Here is a 20,154-nt window from a genome sequence, read left to right as displayed (position 1 = left end):
ACTACAAGACAAAAGAACCGCCTTTGTATTTTGGAACTACAGTATACACATCTCTTTGAATACAAAAAGCCAAATCTTTTTCTTTATGTAACTTCTTTAGCCTTTGGGCATGTTCGCAAGTATATAATTTGTGTTCCAATTTAGGTTTGGAACCTAGAAAATACGTAAGAGCTATTTCAGAACTGTCTGTAAGTACTATTTCGTTAGACAATTCTGAAACAACAGCCCCCGCAAACAATAGATCTTCTGTACTCATTTTACCTTTCCAACCGGCACAAACTAATAAAACATCTAAGTCTGATTGTTTTATATAAGACACCACTGCTGATATATTTACAAAAGCACCAATAATAATTTCACGGGCTTTTAACGATGTAGCAACCGCTTTGGTACCATTTGTTGTAGAGATTGCTAATTTTTTATTCTCGTAATTCCCTTCTAAAAAAGAACTAGGAGAATTATCAATATCCATTCCCAAAACCTTTTCCCCATTTCTTTCTCCACCCGCAATATAGCCCTCATTTTTAAGAGCAATTGCATCTTTTACTTCCAAACAAGCTTTCACTTCTTTTATTCCATTTTCCATGGCAGTTACAATGGTTGTAGTTGCCCTAAAAATATCTATAATAACAACCAGCTTTCCTTCTACCACGTAATCCGACGTAATCTCTGGACTCACAACAACCTCTAGTTTTTTCATAAATGATCTCTTTAGCTTTCTTGCAAAGTTGCTCCAATTCCCTTTAAAAAACAAGCTATTATCAATCCTAAAACAGATAGCTCTTAAAATAATTTTAACCCTTGTTTTGTGAGTTTTATTTTTTAATATCTTGTTAGTATAAATTCTAAACTTAGACAACTATGCTATTAGGTGTATCATTGGCTTTTGTATCGGCTATTTTATTAGGTGTATACGCACTTCCTTCTAAATTTACCAAAGGATTTGCTTGGGAAAATACCTGGGGAGGATTCTTTTTCTTTGGAATGTTTGTACTACCCATCCTCTTTACATTTGGTTTGGTAAACAACTTATGGGACATTTATGCTGCTACCCCAAGTTGGGTATTCCCGGTAATGTTTGCTTTAAGTTTTTGCTGGGGTATAGGAAACATGCTATGGGGTTATAGTATTTCTTCTATAGGAATGGCTTTGGCCTTTAGCTTATTTTTAGGAGTTATTACCTCTATAGATACCATTCTTCCCTTAGTTTGGATTCCAGAAGGGCAAGAAAGTATTATAGGAACCAAAATTGGTTACATTATGCTTGGTGGAATAGCAACCATCGTTTCTGGAATTGCTCTAAACGGATATGCAGGAATTCTTAGAGATAAAAACAAAGAAGACGACAGTAAGAAAATTGACAATAAAACCATTAGAAGAGGTATTTTATTCTGTGTATTAGGAGCCATCTGTGCAGCAGGATTTAATTTATCTTTTCATACAGGAACTAAATTTGGAGAGATTGGAAAAATAGCAGAACAATTTGGGAACGAACCTTGGATTGCTCGCTTGGCCGTAATGCTACCTATTTTTATGGGAGCTACTTTGTCTACCAGTATTTTCTACGGAATACGATTGACCAAAAACAAAACTTGGGGAAATTTTACTAAAAAAGGAGCTCTTACCGCATTAATCTTAGTATTGCTAATGGCCATTTTCCACGATACCGCTCTGGTAATTTACGGTTTGGCAGCCTATCATTTAGGAGAGCTAGGTACTTCTGTTGGATTTGCCATTTTAGAAACAGGAGCAATTTTGGTAGCCAATGTAAATGGAATTTTAACCAAAGAATGGAAAGGAGCTAGTAAAAAGAGTGTACAGTTATTAATAACCAGCTTAGCAATTCTAATTGTTGGCGTTTTAATTATTGCCCAAGGAAATTATATGAAGATTCAAGAAGATGAAGCTAAGACAACCAGTCAAGTTATTGTAACAGAATAGTTCTATTGCATTTTACAACTTACAAAAGTCCCTTGTAGAAATTTCTACAAGGGACTTTTTTTATAGACATCTTCTCAACTTGCCCATAGAATAATATTAACAAACGCTATTCTTAGTTTTCTTTTTAAACTAAGAGTGGTAGGTTTGAAAAAATTCTTAAATCACAATTATGCATCATACTAAAAACTTTGTCTTGTGGATTGCTTTCTTACTAAGTATATGTTTATATGCTCAAAAAGGTATAAAGATAAAATTGGGGGATAAAACAGATATTGGTTACACAGGAAAGGGGTTTTACCCAACACGGGAGTAAACGATCCACATGTACATATTTTTAACAACAGGGCCTATCTTTTTGCCAGTCATGATACCATCATTGGGAAAAGAAATAAAACTTATATGATGCCCAACTGGAATATTTACTCTTCTGCAGACCTCGTACATTGGGAGAAAGAATTTGTACTGTACCCTAAAGACACCTATATCGGAAAAAAAATAGACAAATGTTTTGCTACAGACGGAGCTACAAGAAACGGTAAATACTACTTTTACTTTAGTAATTTTTCTACCAATACTGGAGTTGCCATTAGTGACAAACCAGGAGGACCATATGTAGATACAGGAAAGCCTATTATTACCGCAGAAAACACCCCTAGTAATAACCGTAAACACGATCCTACCATTTTTGTAGACAATGATGGTAAAAACTACATTATGTGGGGAAACACAGGATGGAATAATGCTTATTATCAAATAGCGGAATTGAATGAGGATATGACCAGCCTAAAAACCAAAGCTAGAGACATGGTAATTACTGACAACACCAAAATAAAGCACGATGGTGGGTATTTACACAAACACAACGACACGTATTACCTAAGCGCACACCATGGGAAATATGCAACTTCTAAAAACTTGTTTGGACCTTATAAATTTAGGGGAGCTGTAGAAGCTCATGGAGATCATGGAACTTATTTTACTTGGCACAACCAAACCTATTATATAGCCGGAGGATGGGCAAAACCTTATTTTAGATACACCTACTTAACCTATGCCCACTATAAAGACAATGGAGAAATAGTTGCAGAACGTGTTTTTAATGGAGACAAAGAAGAGCAAGGAGTTGCTAGATACAATTGTAGTTTGGGAGCTATAGAAGCAGAGAATTTCTTTGCGGCTTCGGATGAATTGGTAAAAAAAGAAAGCAATACCGGTTTTGAAATGAGAAATATTCAGAACAACAGCTACCTATTCTTCCCTAAGTTATACAATGCTTTGCGAAAAGCCACTATTGAATTTAAAGTAGCTAGCGCACACAAAAAAGGGGGAATTATAGAAGTTAGACAAGGAAGCACCAAAGGAAAACTGTTGGCTAGCTGTAAAATTAAATCCACTGGAAGTTGGGACAATTACCAAACCTTTAGTTGTGATCTAAAGAACAAAAGCTCTTTACTAGATTTGTACTTTGTGTTTAAAGGAGACAGCTTAAAAGAAATAATGCGTTTAGACTCTTTTAGCGTTTCTGCAAAACCTATGGTTTACAAACCAACGCTAACTTTTAACGATACTAATAATTACACTTTTAAAACCTTTACTACAGATGATACTTTAACCATTACCTGTAAATACCATGCGGGTACAGGAAACAAAGTAAAAGGTACGGGTGTAGAATTCTTTTTAAGAGAATTTAGCAACAGAAAAGTCGTAAAAACGCACAAACTTAGCGATGCTTCTACTATAAACACCCAAACTGGAATTGCTAAAGTTCATTTCAACCTTACAGAAGTTACTCCCTCTAAAGAATTAAATTCTAGAAACAAATATCAGCTGATGGCCGTTCTAAAAACCTCCAATGGTAAAACCATTAGCCAAGGTTTAAGAGCGGAAATAGAAGTGGTTAAAAAGTAAGTTTAAGAACATAGAAATGTCAACTTTAAGTAGTTGGCATTTTTTATTGTTACAAATCTAGATTAGATTGTAAACTTAACAACTCTTTTTAGTATATTGTAGTAGCTACACTTTTACCTCTAAAAACAGTCTCCTAAATTTGGTGCCCAACACTTTTAAAAATGGTGCCCTCCGTTTTACAAAATGGTGCCCGCCATTTTAGATTACCACACAGTGCTTATTTCTTTACCACACGGTGCTCGTTTCTTTTTTACTATAGTCCTAATTCTTTTTTATACGGTAGAAATTTTGGTTTGCTACTGTTCTGCTATTTTATTCCATAAATTCTACTGGAAATTAGCTTATATTTGAGTGGGTAAGAACACTTAAAAGGTAAGGTTATCAGGGTCTATTCTCCTGATAACCGCGATAAATTACCACATATAACGAGTTGGCAGTAACTTAAACAAGCTCTTAAATAAAACTGAATGACTGAAAACGAAGAATTTATATATGAATCTATTTTTAACCAAGTCCGAATGGGCTTCCTTTCAATTTCAGAAATTAAGGAAAATATAATTGAAGAAATTGAGGATAATGGATTTATTGAAGAAATGTCTGAAAAATGGGCTTTTGAAATTATTGATAAAGAATATCAAAAATTAGTATCAGAAAGCGAAAACTGGGAAACTCCAACTGATACTGAAAAATTAATAGAAGCTTTTGATGAATTATGTGAGAATAATATAATTGCACTGCACAATGCTGGCTATACAACTAGCGATGGAGAATATGAAGTAGTAGAAGTAGAAAGAAATTTACGCGAAAACCAAGTAATTTCTGAGGGCTATTGTTTTTATCACGAGCAAGACCTTTCGAGAGCTGTTAGCCTTGAAAACCCAAGTTTATATATTGCATTTCAAAAAGTCGATAATTCAGATAATGAAGTAACATTGAGTGTTGGAAGAAACGTTGTGAAAATATTGACTGAAAAAGGATTTAAAGTAGAATGGAACGAAGACGTTAATTCAAAAATTTTGATTCCGAATTTTAAATGGCAATATATCTATGATGAAAGGAAAAGAGATTTGCAGAATTATGAGCAAATAGTTGAAATAATGTCTAAGAAAAAGCAGCTGCCAACAACTTATAAAAATAATGGCGGAAATCCAGCTAAAACAAAGGATCATAATAACAATAATATTTGGTCTAAACTGAAAAGATTGTGGTCTTAAAACCGTTACTATTCTTATACAAAACCATTAACTGCAAGTTCAGAAGAAAAAATTGAAATTTGAAAGATACTAATCAATTTAAATCAATCGATAGTTTGTACAATTATATCGATGAAAACTCATTTGAACTCAAAAGAAATTTTGAATTAACAGACATTTGGGTTCGTTATAGAAATCAAACTGAGCTAGAAACTGAAAAAATCAAATCTCAATGGGAAATTGATTGTTTCCTTTTTGATTTAAAAAGTGATATTTTATTTTCTCAAATATATTCTCATGGAAAAAACATATCAGAAATCACAAAATATCCCGATTTAAATGAGTTTAAAACTAAAGTAGTAGAATATATAAAACTACGAATAACATCATCTAAAAGCCCTCTTCTTAAAGCTCGTTACAATCACTTGCTATGGAAATGCCCTAGCGGAATAAAACAAACTAAATATGCTATTGGTGCAATTGAAAATTATATAATATCAATAAAAGAATATTACAACCGTTTCAAAGAAACTGAAAATCGAGAAAATTCATTTCAAATATGTCAATTGTACGAGGTTTTAGTTGCAATTAGCAATGAAATTAAATTTGACATGGCTGAGCTAAAAAAGCTTACTCGATTCCTTTTGTTTGAAACTGATAATTTAGAGTTTTATATCATTCATTCAATATTATCTGATATGTTAAAATATCGAAAAATATTTAAAACAATAGATTTTAATAATACTTTAAGTTTTTTCGAAGAACAATTAAATACAGAAACCAAATTAGATGATTTAACTCTAGGCCATGAATACTTATCAACTGCAATAAAAATATCTAAGAAACTTGGAGAAGATCATAGAATTTGGCATAATGAAAAAGGTTTGGCATATTTAAGATTAGCTGAAACAATTACTAACCCAGAACAATATTGGGTTAAACAAGATTATCATGCAAAAGCAATTGAAGAATTCAAACTTGCTAATAATACTACAAACAGAAAAACCTCTGAAAAATTATATGCAGATTTAAAACCTTTAATAAAACTAAATACATTTTCAATACCATACACAAAAGAAATTGAAGAAGCTTTTAATAAACATGATAAAAATCTCAGAAACAAAGCACAAAATTTACTTAAACTAGAATCTAGTAAAGTATACCGATTTATCTCAATGGGAGATTTTTTTCCTAATTATGAAATAACATTAGAAGCATCTAAAAAATCCAACAAGTTCCTTAATTATTTAACAACAATAAGTTTTGACAAAAACAAAAATATAATTAAGGATAAAGTTGAAAATAAAGAATTAAAAAATGTTTATAAAGCATATGAACATCAACTTCATACAACTGTTCTTCCTCAATTACATTACACAATAATTCATGGTATTGAATCTGGTAATTTAACATTTAAGAATTTTATTAATTTTCTTGAACAGGAAACTTGGATTGGAAAAACACATATACGTTATGATTTAGGAGGTAATGAACAGCATATAAATTGGATAGAACAGTTAAGCCCATCTATAGTCGAATTCTTCATTCAAACACAAGCTTGGTGTATTAGTAAATATTACAAACCTAGTTTTATTTTATGTATTGACAGTTTTACTTTGAAAATGGAAGGTATCTTTAGAAGTTTTTGTGAAATAGCAAAAATTCCAATTAGTACTTATCAAGAAAAAGGTATGCAAGAAATTTATATTAATAATGTTTTTGACAATGAAATTATAATTAAATATTTCAATGAAGATGATAGACTTTTCTTTAATTATTTATTTTCCAACGATGGCGGCTTAAACTTGAGAAATAACATTGCACATTGTTTTTATACAACGAAAGATTATCACCCAAATAAAATGTTATTATTAATTTCAGCTTTACTAAGATTAGGGAAATATAATTATATAGAAAAAACCAGCAGTTAACACCGGCTAAACTTCATGCGGGTTTTGTGCTAACTTCAAAGTTTTGTGTATATTTACTAGGTCGCCAAATCTTGTTGATTTGGCTTTGTGAAATCAAAGAAACAAAACAAAAAGCTATATTCAACGACATAGCCAATACAATTATTTTCATAGTATAAATTTCTTTTTAAGAGAATCATTCACAGCATTACAATACTAGTAATAATAGCTTCTTTTCAATTACTCCTACTCTGTATTCTCTAGCATTTATTTTAGCTACAAGATATAAAACTTATTGATCTTACAAACTCAAAAAAGAAATAGAACTTCTTAAAAATCCCTACACTCGAGAGATCACCTTAGTCTTAGATCCTCTTTTAACAGAAATCACTAAAAACGCACTACAAAGCCTTTAAAACTGGGAATGTCCTAATAATGTCCATTGTCTTTTTTACGTATTGTTTGGCCTTACAACTAAATTTGAGAACAATCGTAAAACATATTTAAATCGTATGAAATATTTTAAGACAACATTTTTGTTGGCTCTTTGTTTTCTTGGGTTGTTTAGTACAAATGCCCAAACTTGGAAAGACCCAAATGCAAGTGTTAAAGACAGAGTAGAAGATTTGATTTCTAAAATGACTTTAGAAGAAAAAATTAGTTATTGTGGATCTAGAATTCCAGAAATTAAAAGATTAGGTATCCCGTATTTTGAATGGTATGGAGAGGCTTTACACGGTATTATTTCTTGGAACTGTACCCAGTTTCCACAAAACAATGCCATGGGTTCTACTTGGAATCCAGATTTAATGTTCGATGTAGCAACGGCTATTTCTAACGAGGCTAGAGCCTTAAAAAACACAGGTAGAAAAGAGGTAATGATGTTTTCTCCTACGGTAAACATGGCTAGAGATCCTAGATGGGGACGAAACGAAGAGTGTTATAGTGAAGACCCTTTTCATATGTCCGAAATGGCACGTATGTACATTAGAGGAATGCAAGGAAACGATCCTAAATACACAAAAACCGTAACTACAGTAAAGCACTATGTAGCAAACAATGTAGATAAAGGTAGAGAACGTTCACATTCTAACATTGGTAAAAAAGACTTATATGAATACTATTTCCCTGCTTACAAAACTTGTATTGTAGACGAAAAAGCTACCGGAATTATGACAGCCTTAAATGGGTTGAATGGGATTCCATGTTCTGCGCATGAATGGTTGGTAAATGGTGTCTTAAGAGATGAATGGGGCTTTAAAGGTTATGTAATTGCCGACTGGACAGCCGTTCAGGGTATTGAAACGCGTATGAAATATGCAAAATCTCAAGCAGAAGCTGCTGCTATGGCTATTAAAGCTGGTGTTGACCAAGAATGTTATAGAAATAAGGTAAAACAAGCACCTATGGTATATGCTTTACCTGAGTCTATTAAACAAGGCTTAATTACAGAAGCGGAATTAGATGTTACCGTACGTAGATTGTTGCGTTTGCGTTTTATAACTGGGGATTTTGACGATGCTAAATTAAATCCATACGCTAACATTCCTGCAAGTGTATTAGAGTGTAATGCTCATAAAAAGCTGGCTTTAAGAGCTGCTGAACAATCTATTGTTTTATTAAAAAACGAAAACAATATTTTACCATTAAAAAAGGATGTTAAAGATTTAGCAGTTATTGGACCTTTTGCAGATAGATGTTGGATGGGTATTTACTCTGGTAACCCAAAGACTAAAGTTTCTCCGCTACAAGGAATTAAAAATGCAAGTAAAGGAACTGTGTCTTATGTAGAAGGATGCTCTATTAAAGAAGGAGTAGACGATACTGATAAAATTGAGGCAGCTGTTGCCTTGGCTAAAAAGTCTGAGTATGTAATTTTAGTGGTAGGAAATGATGAAGATACTGCTACTGAGAATGTAGACCGTAAAAATTTAAAATTACCTGGGAACCAACACGAATTAATCAAAGCAGTTCGTAAGGTAAACAAAAATGTAATCTTAGCTGTAATCCCTAGTGGTGCTACTTCTATTGGTTGGGAGCAAGAAAACCTACCAGGAATTGTATGTGCTTGGGCAAATGGTCAGGAACAAGGAAATGCATTGGCCAATGTTCTTTTTGGAGATGTAAACCCAGGAGGTAAATTAAATACTACTTGGTACCAATCTGTAAAAGATTTACCAGATTTTCAAGATTACAAAATGGCAGGTGGTAATAGAACCTATCTGTATTTTGATGGAAAACCCTTGTATCCATTTGGATATGGTTTAAGCTATACCAATTTTGAAATTAACAAAGTTGCTATTGATAAAAAAGTATTAAAGTCTAATGAGTCTGTAAACGTTTCTGCTACTATTAATAACACAGGAAAAGTACAGGGAGACGAAGTAGTTCAGGTATACATTAGAAATGTTAAAGCAGGGAAAAAAGCTCCTAAGAAAGCACTAAAAGGATTCCAACGTGTTTCTGTAGCCGCGGGTAAAGCTGCTTCTGTAGAAATTCAGGTTCCTTACGAAGCTTTTACCTACTACAATGTAAAGAAAGAGCAATACCAAGTAAAAGAAGGAACGTATGAGATTTTAGTAGGAAACTCTAGCGAGCATATTATTGCTACAAAAACCATTAAAGTTAAAGGTGGAATTGTACCTAAAATTAAGGTAGGAGAAAAAAGTGCTTTCTATAAGTTTGATGCTAAGAAACATGGTAGAAATTGGGATTACTTGTACCTAACAAAAGAAGACATGACTTCTTCTAAGAACAAAAAAGCAGACAATTCTGAGTGGGTAGAATACGAGATTACCTTTGTTGATCCTGGTTTTTATGTAAACACTTGGGATGCTGAGTTGAGTTTTAAAAATGCTACTAAGGAAGCTATCATTGAAACATTCATGTCAGGGAATTCTATCAAAACGTACACCATCTTAAACAAGCAACGTAAGTTGCAAATTAAGATTCCTATTCCTCCAGAATACGGAAAACCGGTAAGATTAAAAATCAAAACAAGAAAAGGGAAAGTAGACCACGAGTCTATTAAGATTATTCCTCCAGGAAAGGTAAAACCTTTTGTAATTTCAAAGATTATCAGCAAATCTAAGTAAATCTATTCGTTGATGCGTGTATAAGTTTATCGCTGTAATTATATTACAGTTCTTTACTCCGCTAGAACACCTATATTACTAGGTATTCTAGCGGAGTTTTTTATGGTGTATGGTCATAGAGAAGCCTGTACTGAGCTATGTCGAAGTATCGAGATGTAGTGCATCTTATAATATAAAACAGCCTAAATACTATTGATATAACTTACCAAATTATCATCTCGCTGTAAGCCTAACTTTTTTCGCAATCGGTAACGAGCTTTGTTTACACTATCTGCGGAAACCCCTAGCAATTGCGACATTTCTTTGGTAGAAAAATTTAGTTTTACCAAAGCACAAAGCTTTAATTCGTTTCTACTTAAATCGGAATGTTTTTTACCCAATGATTTGTAAAAAGAACTATTTACTTGTACAAAACGGGTTTCGAACTCTTCCCATGTTTTGGCAGCATTTACCTTAATGGTACTTTTTAACTGCTCTACAGAAGAATCGTCTTTGTTCTTTTTAACCTCATCTAAGCCTTTTTTTATTTCTTCTAACAGTTTGTCCTTTTCAATTAACTGCAACGCTGTTACTGCCAATTCTTTCTTTTTAATTTCTACCTCTGCATTGGCTCTTTCTACTGCTAATTTTTTCTCTGTTTGGTGTTTTTTACGAATCAATCGAATTCCAAAAAAAGCAGCAATTAAAGTTACGATACATAAAAACACAGAGAACCATAATTGTAAGTTTAGTTTCTCTTTTTGATTCTTTACAAACTGTAATTCTTTCTCCCTTTTGATTTGATTGTTTTCTAAAATCGATTTTTGGTAAGAGTTATTTATTTCGAACAGCTGTTTGTTTCTGGCACTCTGACTCCCAAACAAACTATCTCCTAACACTTTAGAAGCCGTCATTTGCTGCAAAGAAACTTTATAATTACCCAAACCTTTATTTAGTTGGGACATTTTTTCGAGCAAATCTACCTTAAGTCCAACTCTATTATTTTGTATTGCCAAAATCTCCAAACATCTATTAAAATAGACCAATGCTTTTTGTGATTCGTTCTTTTTAGAATACAAATCTCCTAACATAGAATTGGTGATAGAAGCGTACTGATGCTCTTCAGAAATTTGAGCTAATATTCGCAATAATAGTTCTTCGGATTCTTTAAATTTCCCTACCAAGGTATAGATATGGGCCCTCTCTGTGTAGGCATAAATTCTTTTGCGAAACGGTATTTGTAGAGAATCTAATAAATACTCGCATTTTTCTAAATAGGAACTTGCTTTGTTATACTCACCATTCATTCTGTAGGTTAAAGCAGCTGCATAATTTAAACTAGAAACCACATTGGGCTTTTTTATCAATCCACTCTTTTTAGCACATAAAAACATGGAATCTATAGCTGCAAACGCTTTCTCTTTTTGATGAAAAATAGAATAGAGCTGCGAAAGGTGTTTATACGCTCTGTACTTTACAAAGGAATTGTCCAATGAATCTGCTACAATTAAAACATTCCAAAGCTTATTATAAGCAGCAGGGTATTTAGCCTGGGAAGTTAACTCTTTAGAATCTTCAATATCTTGATTTATGGTTTTGAGTACACGGTCTAACTCCTTGTTTTGAGAAAAACAAGAAAAGTGAAAAATCCCTAAAAAAAATACTATGTAAAAACCTCTAATCATAAAGCGGACTAAAATTAAAAAAAGCTGCCTTTAACAAGCAGCTTTTTTGGGTTAATTCGCGTTTTTAAATTGATCTTCTAAACTTACACCAAAAAGAGACTCTAACTCCTTTACAGATTTTTTGTAAAACTCTGAACCTGGGGGCATATTTAACTCCTCCCAAAATTTAGGATGGTAGGGCAAACTATAATCTCCCATATCTATATTGGTAATAGCTGTTCCATTCGCATCCATTTTCTTTTTATCTGTAATTACATCTAAAACAATGGCTTCGTGTCTGTAAGAAATATCTACTTTGTTCTTTTTCGTTTTAATAATTTTTTTCTGTATTTCGGAAACAGGCATGGTGCTCTTCCATTCTCTATTATGATAGCTTAAGAACAGTTTTCCATTTTGGTGTTTTTTATAAATGTAAACCGCATCTAAGTCAGACATTTCTACCTTATAAATACCGTAATTATCCAAACCTACATAAAGTTTAATCTTTTTCCATTTGTTTTTCTTGTGCACCCCTTCTAGAATAATAACATCTTCTCCATCAAAAGTAGTCCCTCCTGTTTTGTTCCAATTAAAACCTATTCTGTACTCTCCGCTCCTAATAGGATGCCTGTTGGTCATTACATTAATTGCATGAAAATTTTGTTTCTTTTTTAGAAAACGATAATCTCCGGATTTTCGCATTTCACACAAAACTTTTTTATCAAAGTCATAGGCTCCCATACCTCTGTCTATCGCTTTAATATAGTGCTCCGCTAAAAATCGGGATTTGTGATTCTCCGTAGAAAACCTCCTGTATAAAATATTTAACTGGTGAGGCTTTCTTAGTGTCGTTTTTTTGATCGCTTTTCTGGCCAATCCCACATATTCTTTAGGACTTAAAAGTTTCACCTCATCCAAACTCACTACATCTTCTTTTAAAACAATCTTTTGTAGTTTTTTGTCCAAGTACTCTTGCACAGAAATCTTAAACGTTTTAAAACCTATTGTAGATACCATTAAGGTATCTTTTGCATGTTTTTCTGGAACTAGCATTCCAAATTCCCCCTCGTCATTACAAATAGTACCCATTTTAGAAGAACTAATGGTTACCGAGGTAAAGGCTAGACCAAAATCAGATTCATCAACAATTTTTCCTGTTACTCTTAATTTTTTTTCTTGTGAACATAAGATACCAGTGATTAGCACTAGTAAAAGTGTGAATAGTTTAGTTTTCATTTTTTAGTTGGTTTAGTTGTGTTTTTTAGTTCTAATAAAAAACTCTTAGTTTCACTACAAAACTAAGAGTTAAATACTCAATAAAAGACAATAAAATTTGAATTATCTATAACAAATCCTTAAAAAAGACTACATTTTTAGTTTTTATTAGAAGAAAAACATCTGAGAGATAAAAAACTTCTTCCCTTTTCCATTCTGAACTTTGACTTTGTAATGGTTGTAACTCGTATTTTTTAAGTCTAACTTAATTTCATATTTATTGGCAAACCAATGTTTCTTTTTGTACTTAATTTCATCCACCAGCTTCCAATTCTGTCCATCGTTACTACCCCATACTTTTGCAAATTTCACATTCTCTTTTCTATGAGTAAAATAAGTTCCACACTTTAAAACCACCTCATTAAACGCATGCTCTTTATTTGTAAAATCTAGTGTTGCAATAAATGGTAAATGAGAATGATATGCTATCCAACCTATACCTTGCACTCCACCTCCTGTAGGGAAAAAGTCATCTGTTGTAACAATAGATCCTTTTCCAAAAAAGTCGGCAGCTTCATTCGGGAATTCAGTAGTTACCTTGTTAGGAACAATCCCTTTATTAAAAACTTTGAATCGTACTTCTTTACTCGGATTTTTTCCTTCTTTAAAAGCTCTAGCTTTTATTAAGGTCGATTTTGCATCCGTATTGCTAAAATCCAACTCAATTCCATCTGTGTAAACTAACGAAGTATCGGTTACTTTGCTATTATCTATTGTATACCTAATGGTTGCCTCTTTCTCTAAATTCTTTAATATAAACTTTTGATTACTGCTAATCACATTGTTCTTTGAAACAAATACAGGAGGAGCTACAGCTAACTTCTTATTGGTTGATACAACCCCAACCTCAATAGTATAATTTGGGAATTTTTCTATTAAAAGTTCCAAACCTTCTGGACTCATCTTTGTATTCCAAACAAACAGCTTTTCTAAGTTTTTAAACGCACCTAATACATTTAGAAGACTATCATTTACTTGAGTTCCCGAAACTGACAAACTTCTCAAATGATTTAGTTTGTTTAGTCTTTCAATCCCTTTATGATCAATCTTTGTAAAGTTTAAAATCAATTCTTCTAAATTTTCAAATTGATTCAAAGGTTCCAAATCTTGATTCTCAACAGGTAAACTAGAAAGATTTAGAGATACCACCTGATTTTTAATTTTTGTTAAATCGCTCAATACAGAAGCTTTGTAACTTCCACTACCAGAAACAATCACATCCAAAGCAGGAGAACTCGACGATTTTGGTGTAATCGTTATAAAAGGCGAAGCACTTAATTCAGCTATGTCCTTCTCATCTGCAAAATCAAATTCATATGTTTTTTCCTTATCAGACGTTAACCACTTTTCTGTAATGATATGTTTTAATGGGTCCTTTTCTTCTAATTCCACTAATGTCGATGTGACATCTGCTCCACTTTTAATCCAAGTAGAAATCAAATCTATTTCTTCTTGTGTCATTTGAGGTTTCCCCTCTGGTGCCATGTGTTCTTTATGATCTAGAGGTAGTAAAACCCTTTCTATAAATAAGCTTTTCGTAGGCTGATTAGCTACCCAAACCGCACCGTGTTTTCCTCCTTTTTGAATTCCCTCTAAGGAAGACAAATCTAAGTCTCCTTTGCTTTTATTCGTATTATGACAGCTAATACATTTTCCATCTATAATAGGTTGTACAAACGCAGTAAACACAGGTTCATTTTCTTTATCTAACTCCCCTTTACTAGCTATTTCTAAGGGTTCTGTAATAAAATCGGCACCGTGTGTCAATTCAGCTCCATAATGCCCTACCACTATAACCAAGACAAAGCTTACATACAACGTTGGTTTGTAAATTTTCTTTGGAAAAAGGTAGACCAACAGATAGATCATAAAACTCAATGCAACCCCAAACCATTTGTGCAACAACATTAAGTTAGATTGGTAACCTTCCAAAGAAAGCATAAAACCAAACAATGTGGCAATTACGGTAGTAATAGAAGTAAACAATAACAGTGTAAAGTGAATCTTTCTGTAAGAGTCTTCATCCAACTGTTTTTTGAAAAACGTTAGCAATACCAACAGCCCAATAAATGCCACTGGAAAGTGCAAAATTAAAGGGTGCATTCTTCCTAATGGCTGTATCCAAAATGGAATGCTTACATAACTTTCAAATATCAGTAAAAAAACGAGTAATATATGTAATACTAAAAGTACTCGAGATGTATAATTTATAAATTTCTTCATCTGCTCTCTATCCAATAATGTCTTTAACTACGTGTCCGTGTACATCCGTTAAACGGAACCTTCTTCCTAAATGCTTGTAGGTTAACTTTTCATGATCCATCCCCATTAAATGCATAATGGTTGCGTGTAAATCGTGAATATGTACCGGGTTCTCTACAATATTATACCCTAATTCATCGGTCTTTCCATATACCGTTCCGGCTTTAATTCCACCACCGGCCATAAACATACTAAATGCTCTAGGGTGATGATCTCTTCCGTACTTATCCGCAGATAATTTTCCTTGACAATAGTTGGTTCTTCCAAACTCTCCTCCCCAAATCACTAAGGTTTCGTCTAACATTCCACGTTGTTTTAAGTCGGTAATCAAAGCAGCAGAAGCCTGATCTACATCTTTTGCCTGTCCTTTAATTTGACCTACTAAATTGTTGTGTTGATCCCAACCTTGGTGATACAACTGTACAAAACGCACCCCTGATTCTGATAGCTTTCTAGCCAACAAACAGTTTGCTGCATAGGTTCCTGGAACGGTACAATCTTCCCCATATAATTGCTTGATACTTTCTGGCTCTTTGGAAATATCTGTTACTTCTGGAACTGCCGTTTGCATACGATATGCCAATTCGTATTGTTGAATTTTTGAGTGAATTTCTGGATCTCCAAACTCTTGGTAACTCTGTTCGTTTAGCATTCCTAAGCGATCCAACATTTTTCTTCTAGTCAATTTGTCCATCCCTTTAGGGTTGTTTAAATACAAAATAGGATCTTCACTAGCACTTAACTGTACTCCTTGGTGTGTACTATCTAAAAAACCATTAGACCACAATTTAGAATACACTCCCTGACCATTTCCTTTTCCTCTTGAGAGCAAGACACAAAAAGAAGGTAGGTTTTTGTTTTCACTACCCAAACCATAACTCATCCAAGACCCCATACTCGGTCTACTTCCTATTTGGGAACCTGTTTGTAAAAATGTTAATGCTGGATCGTGGTTGATGGCCTCTGTGTACATACTCTTTACAATACATAAATCGTCTGTAATCTTAGCAATGTTAGGCAGCAATTCACTTACATAAGCTCCACTTTTACCATATCTATCAAACTTAAAATGAGAGCCCACTAATGGAAAACTTTTTTGATTAGCGGTCATTCCCGTTAATCTTTGACCTTTTCGAACCGATTCTGGTAAATCTTGCCCAAACATTTCCTCTAACTTAGGCTTGTAATCAAAGGTTTCTAACTGAGAGGGTGCTCCATTTTGCATTAAGAAAATAACTCTCTTTGCTTTGGGTGCAAAATGTGTCAATCCTAAAGGCATATCATCATTTTTATCTTTAGAACCTGTAAATAATTTAGGAGCTAATAAAGATCCTAAAGCTACTCCACCCATTCCTAAGGCTGCCTTAGACAGAAAATGTCTTCTGTTGATATTTAATTGATATTCGTATTTTTCTTTGCTCATCTTCTTAACTTTTTACAATGGTTTCTTCCATGTTGTACATGGTGTGAATAATTTGCATTAACGAAGCAACTTCGACATCGTTCCTACCTTTGGCTGCAGCATACTCTCCAACATTTACAAACTCTGATGCTTCTTCTTTATGTTTATTGAAGTACTCCAATTGCTCTTGGTAATAAGCTTCTAAAATCTCTTTTTCTTTCGCTTTCATATTTCTACAAAGAATACTTCTAAAAGCTTTTTCAATTTTTTCGTTTACCGCTAACTTTTCTTTAGATAGCTTTTCTGAAAAAACTCTTGAAGCCTCTAAAATAGTAGGATCGTTCAAACGAATTAACGCTTGTAACGGAGTCATGGTACTTTGTCTTCTCACTTCACATTGCTCACGAGCGGTTCCATCAAACATAGTCTGTACAGGAGGTAATGAAGTTCTTTTTACAAAAATGTACAAGCCTCTCTTATACAACAATTCTCCTTTATCTTGTGTATACGCTGTTAAATGCCCTCTACCAGAAGTAGCACTTTCCCAAAGTCCATCGGGTTGATATACGCGAACACTACGTCCTCCAATATCATCAAACAACAATCCACTTGAAGCTAAGGCATGATCACGAATCATTTCTGCCGTAAAGCGATTTCTACTACTTCTTGCCAAATACATATTGTCTGGATCTATGGCCATTTTTTCTTTAGATACTACCGATGATTGTTGGTACGTAGCTGACATTACTATTTTCTTTACCAAATGTTTGATGTCCCAATGATGCTCCATAAAGTCTGCAGACAACCAGTTTAATAAATCAGCATGGGTTGGTAATTCTCCTTGCATTCCAAAATCACCCGACGTATTTACAATACCTCTACCAAAAATATTCTGCCAAATTCTGTTTACATAAACCCTACTTGTCAAAGGATTGTTTTCGTCAAACATCCATTTGGTTAAACCATACCTATTGGGCTGGTATTTCGTTTTGTCAAATGGTAAAATAGAAGCTGGAGTTCCACTTTCTACGGTGTCTGTTTTTGCATCGTAGGCTCCTCTGTCTAAAATATAAGTTTTACGAATGTTAGGACGTTCTTCCATTACCATTACCTCAACATCTAGTTTCGGCATTTTGTTAATAAAGCTTAATTCATTTGCTACAAGCGAATCATTGATCGTAATTTTCGGTTTTACAGCAAAAACCTTATTCCCAGCATATTCATTGTTTTCTCTAAAAGGCACTCTATCAAAAAAGGCAAATGTTTGGTAATAATCCTTCTGTGAAATTGGGTCGTATTTATGATCGTGACATTTTGCACATTCAAAGGTCATCCCCAAAAATGCTTTCCCAAACGTATTGGTTCTATCGGTTACATTTTCAATACGTGTTTCTTCACGAATGATTCCTCCTTCTTGACTGATTTTATGATTTCTATTAAAACCAGAAGCCAATACCGTTTCTATATTTTTCTCAGGAATCATATCCCCTGCCAGTTGATAGGTAACAAACTTTTCATAACTATAATTTTCATTATAGGCATGTATTACCCAATCTCTCCAAGGCCACATGGTTCTTAACTGATCGTCTTGATACCCATGGGAATCCGCATAACGAGCTACATCCATCCAATCACTAGCCATCTTTTCTCCATAGTGCTTACTTGCCAATAATTGATCGACTACTTTTTCGTAAGCATTTTCTGAAAGATCATTTAAAAACTGTTCTTGTAATTTTAAACTTGGTGGTAAGCCTGTAATATCAAAAGCAACACGTTTTAACAAACGCTCTTTGTCTGCTCTTTCATTTGGAGTTAAATTATTCTCCTCTAATTTTTTAGCTACAAAATCATCAATCTCATTAACTCCCCAATTTTCAATTGCCGATTCTGGAAGTGCAGGCTTTTCTACTTTTTTAAAGGCCCAGTGTGTATCGTACTTTGCCCCTTGGTCAATCCACTTTTTGATTACTTTCTTTTCGTAACCACTTAGCTTTAAGTTAGAATCTAACGGAGGCATTAACTGTGTAGTATCTTTAGAAATAATTCGCAAATAAGCTTCTGACTCCATTGGCTTATTAGGTACTATACCGTGCGCAGTGGTACTTCCTTTTAAAGCACTGTATGCTCCTTCTTGCGTATCTAAACGTAAGCCTTTATATCTCTTTTTTACATCGGGTCCATGGCAATTAAAACATTTGTCCGATAAGATAGGACGAACGTCAAAATTATAGTCTACAATCTTAGGTACTTTCTTATCAGCCATTTTATTGTAGCCACCTTGCTCTTTACAAGAAACAAGTAGACACAAAATTCCTACTATGAATAAAAATTGTTTCATGGTTTTAAACTCTTTCTAATTTAATTGGATAGGTTTTATTGGCATTCCACTGGCATACATAGATGTTCTTGTCATTGTCTATACATACATCATGACAGTGGTTAAACAACGGAGTTTCTTGCACCATCATTTGCAATTCCCCATGCTTGTATTTAGGTTTGGTTCCTCCTGGGTTAGAAACTACTTTGTTCTTTTTGTCTAAGATGGTTACAAATCCAGAGTTTGGTGTACGCTCTAAATATTTCATACGAGACCAACAAGCACCTGAGTATAAATTCTCACCATCTATTACAGGTCTACACACATAGGCTCCTGGCAAGTAAATTGTTTCCAAATACTTTCCGTCTAACGTAAATCTCTTAAAAGAATTTTGTACTCTGGATGTACATAATAAGGTAATATTGTTTGGGTCTCTATCATCAATAGCGACACCATGTGCATTGTTTAATTGCTCATCATTAGATCCTCTTCCTCCAAATTTTCGAATGAATTCTCCATCTTTGTTAAACTGAAAAATATAATCAGACCCATAACCGTCAGAAACATAAATATCTCCATTAGGAGCAATAGCTGTTTCTGTAGGTCTGTATTTTTTCCATTTAGGGATCAAGTCCATCTTAGCAACATTTGGTAACTCCATAATGATTTTACCATCGATGGTTGTTTTTATGATTCTTTGGTTGTTATCTGTAATAAATAACACATCTTCCCCACCTTCGTCAAAAACGGTTAATCCGTGGCAACTTTTCATATCATGAGTCCAAGAAGTTAACAGCTTACCAGATTTATCATACACTATTATATTGTTCTGTACATGATCTGTTACCATAATTAAACGTCCTTTGGAATCCATTACCATTTCGTGACAGTTCTTAATAGGAGTGGTTTCCGGATTTAAATTCCCCCATTCTTTATGAACACGGTATTTAAAATCGCCATGTCCAATTATATCTTTAGAAAGTTTGGGTTTATTGATAATGGTAACACCATAAGATGATGAAGTAACAGCCAAACCAGCACTAAGCAAAGCTGTGTTTTTGATAAATTCTCTTCTAGAATTTTCCATGTAAGTTGTTTTTGTAATAGTTGCTTAACAAACTTAAACGGATACTTTTTTAAAGATGTGGACAGATAGTGTAAATAGGTGCACATTTTACACATATGGCGAATATATAGTGTAAACTCAA

General features: G+C 33.6%; 12 protein-coding genes and 1 pseudogene. 6 read left to right on the top strand and 7 right to left on the bottom strand.

The genetic code is table 11. The features are described 5' to 3' along the window. Position 1: 1 nt before the first annotated feature. A complete protein-coding gene (locus tag ACXHHC_RS11635) occupies positions 2-700 on the bottom strand; it encodes a 2-phosphosulfolactate phosphatase (RefSeq protein ID WP_458226549.1) in 699 nt (232 codons plus the stop codon). A gap of 161 nt (positions 701-861) precedes the next feature. Here ACXHHC_RS11635 and ACXHHC_RS11630 point away from each other — a divergent pair, with 161 nt between their 5' ends. From ACXHHC_RS11630 to ACXHHC_RS11605, 6 genes and pseudogenes are all read left to right on the top strand, one after another. After that, positions 862-1,941: an L-rhamnose/proton symporter RhaT gene (locus ACXHHC_RS11630; protein WP_458226548.1), complete on the top strand. Its 1,080-nt coding sequence runs from the start codon at positions 862-864 to the stop codon at positions 1,939-1,941. A 321-nt stretch (positions 1,942-2,262) separates the two neighbouring features. Then, positions 2,263-2,868: pseudogene (locus tag ACXHHC_RS11625) on the top strand (family 43 glycosylhydrolase); the annotation flags it as partial. Then, complete coding sequence (locus ACXHHC_RS11620; RefSeq protein WP_458229250.1) at positions 2,857-3,849, top strand: carbohydrate-binding protein; 993 nt, start codon at positions 2,857-2,859, stop codon at positions 3,847-3,849. The pseudogene ACXHHC_RS11625 and the gene ACXHHC_RS11620, both read left to right, overlap by 12 nt. A 467-nt stretch (positions 3,850-4,316) precedes the next feature. Next, entirely contained in the window at positions 4,317-5,063 is a 747-nt protein-coding gene (locus tag ACXHHC_RS11615) for a DUF6891 domain-containing protein (RefSeq protein ID WP_458226547.1), read from the top strand. Positions 5,064-5,122: 59 nt separating this feature from the next. Further along, positions 5,123-6,973 carry a DUF4209 domain-containing protein gene (locus ACXHHC_RS11610; RefSeq protein ID WP_458226546.1) on the top strand — a complete coding sequence of 617 codons (1,851 nt, stop codon included), beginning with the start codon at positions 5,123-5,125 and terminating at the stop codon, positions 6,971-6,973. A 491-nt stretch (positions 6,974-7,464) separates the two neighbouring features. Continuing rightward, positions 7,465-10,047: a glycoside hydrolase family 3 C-terminal domain-containing protein gene (locus ACXHHC_RS11605; protein ID WP_458226545.1), complete on the top strand. Its 2,583-nt coding sequence runs from the start codon at positions 7,465-7,467 to the stop codon at positions 10,045-10,047. A gap of 182 nt (positions 10,048-10,229) precedes the next feature. Here ACXHHC_RS11605 and ACXHHC_RS11600 read toward each other — a convergent pair whose 3' ends face one another. The 6 genes from ACXHHC_RS11600 to ACXHHC_RS11575 form a co-directional block, all read right to left on the bottom strand. After that, complete coding sequence (locus ACXHHC_RS11600) at positions 10,230-11,711, bottom strand: tetratricopeptide repeat protein (protein ID WP_458226544.1); 1,482 nt, start codon at positions 11,709-11,711, stop codon at positions 10,230-10,232. A 51-nt stretch (positions 11,712-11,762) separates the two neighbouring features. Continuing rightward, positions 11,763-12,926 (bottom strand): carboxypeptidase-like regulatory domain-containing protein, encoded by a 1,164-nt coding sequence (locus ACXHHC_RS11595; RefSeq protein WP_458226543.1) that lies wholly within the window; start codon positions 12,924-12,926, stop codon positions 11,763-11,765. Positions 12,927-13,073: 147 nt separating this feature from the next. Next, positions 13,074-15,188: a chitobiase/beta-hexosaminidase C-terminal domain-containing protein gene (locus tag ACXHHC_RS11590; RefSeq protein WP_458226542.1), complete on the bottom strand. Its 2,115-nt coding sequence runs from the start codon at positions 15,186-15,188 to the stop codon at positions 13,074-13,076. Between the two features lie 7 nt (positions 15,189-15,195). After that, positions 15,196-16,650 (bottom strand): DUF1501 domain-containing protein, encoded by a 1,455-nt coding sequence (locus ACXHHC_RS11585; RefSeq protein ID WP_458226541.1) that lies wholly within the window; start codon positions 16,648-16,650, stop codon positions 15,196-15,198. A gap of 4 nt (positions 16,651-16,654) precedes the next feature. Further along, entirely contained in the window at positions 16,655-18,967 is a 2,313-nt protein-coding gene (locus ACXHHC_RS11580) for a PSD1 and planctomycete cytochrome C domain-containing protein (protein ID WP_458226540.1), read from the bottom strand. A 4-nt stretch (positions 18,968-18,971) separates the two neighbouring features. Beyond that, entirely contained in the window at positions 18,972-20,033 is a 1,062-nt protein-coding gene (locus ACXHHC_RS11575; protein WP_458226539.1) for a 6-bladed beta-propeller, read from the bottom strand. Between the last annotated feature and the right edge of the window lie 121 nt (positions 20,034-20,154).

The sequence above is a fragment of the Wenyingzhuangia sp. IMCC45574 genome (assembly GCF_054182685.1).
This window is presented reverse-complemented; position numbering and strand designations above follow the sequence as displayed.